The following is a 1,346-nucleotide window of genomic DNA, read 5'->3' as shown; positions in this document are numbered from 1 at the left end:
CCAGGCCTTCAACAGGTCTCAATAGTGTTTTAAGGGCCGCCGCCCCCTTAACCTCTACTAAATCTAGTGGGCACGAGCTGGTCAGGATGTTAAGCTACTGCCAGTTGTGACTGGACGGGATCCATGAGCTCAGCGTTGCAGCCGTTTTTGCCGTCGTGGCAAAGGGTTGGCTTCGGGTGGCTGGTGAGTGGGGTGGGGTGGGCGGCGGCGGCGGCTGCAGTTGCCGCCCAGCAGTTTGAGTTTACTCCTCAAGCTCCTCAGCCGAATCCCGTCCCCACCCTGCCGCTGCTGAGCGCTCCATCTTCCCCCAGCTCTGCCACCCCTGATCCCCTGCCACCGGTGCCTCAGGTGCCACAAATGCCGCTGGATCCCGCAGCTCCGGCTGTGGATCCGATCCCGGTGGTGCCCGTTCAAGCGGCCCCAGGTGGACAGGCTACGCCAGGCGAGGCCTATTCCTATCAACGGCGGCCCGACCTCAGTCCAGGGGGGAACCTGGCCGGGGCTGCGCGGGGCGAGCTGCCGGCGGGCACCCGTATTCCCCTCACGGTTTACCGCCCCCTTACTTTTCAGCCTTACCAGGCCATCAGCGCCAATCTGGAGGTTTCCGAGCCGGTGGTGGATCGCTTTGGCCAGGTGGTGATCCCGGCGGGGAGCGTGGTGTGGGGCACTCTTGAGCCGATCTACCGAGAACTCAAGTTTTCTGGTCAGGAGTCGGAGAGCGCCGATCCCCAAGAGCGGGTCGTCGGCAGCCGCTTTGTGGCTAACCGCCTCACCATTGGCTCTTCCACCTATCTCATTAGAGGCCAGTCTGCACCCCTCCAGGTCAGGTTGGATCGCAACGCCGACGTGGGCACAACTGTCGCCCGTGGGACGGGCTATGGGGCGGCGGGCGGATTGGCCTTGGGGGTACTCACGGGGGGATGGGGCTTTTTGCCCATCTTGGCCGGCAGCCTCGTGGGTGCAGCCGCCAGCACTACCAACATCGACCGGGTGGTGACGCTGCAGCCCAATACGCTGGTGGAGCTGGAACTCGCCGAGAGCCTGATCATCCAGTAGCCTTGACAAAAAGCAAGCAGGAGCGGGTCGGTAGAGTAGAGAAGATCCCCCCAAGTTTGCTCCATGGCCCTTTGGACCTACTTCGTGCCCCCGCTGGCCGGGCTGGTGATTGGCTACTTCACCAATGACATCGCCATCAAGATGCTCTTCCGGCCCTATCGCCCCTACCGGGTTTTCGGCTGGCGCATCCCCTTCACTCCCGGCTTGATCCCGCAGAACCAGCCCCGCCTGGCCAAGCAGATTGCCAAAACCATCATGGGATCCCTGCTCACGCCAGAGGAGCTGCACAA

2 protein-coding genes are annotated in these 1,346 nt (G+C 63.1%); both read left to right on the top strand.

All coding sequences use genetic code 11. The annotated features are described in order from the left end of the window. Nucleotides 1–123: 123 nt before the first annotated feature. Complete coding sequence (locus NW863_RS05925; RefSeq protein ID WP_414365176.1) at nt 124–1,056, top strand: hypothetical protein; 933 nt, start codon at nt 124–126, stop codon at nt 1,054–1,056. A gap of 63 nt (nt 1,057–1,119) precedes the next feature. Next, a partial coding sequence (locus tag NW863_RS05920; RefSeq protein WP_414365175.1) for a DUF445 domain-containing protein occupies nt 1,120–1,346 on the top strand: 227 nt, incomplete at its 3' end.

The sequence above is a fragment of the Synechococcus sp. B60.1 genome (assembly GCF_047462555.1).
Lineage (GTDB): Bacteria > Cyanobacteriota > Cyanobacteriia > Thermostichales > Thermostichaceae > Thermostichus.
Note: the sequence above shows the minus strand (reverse complement) of the source record. Positions and strands in the feature narration are given on the sequence as shown.

Coding starts and splice junctions, on each gene's coding strand:
- NW863_RS05925 (WP_414365176.1), top strand. CDS start 124: ATGAGCTCAGCGTTGCAGCCGTTTTTGCCGTCGTGGCAAAGGGTTGGC.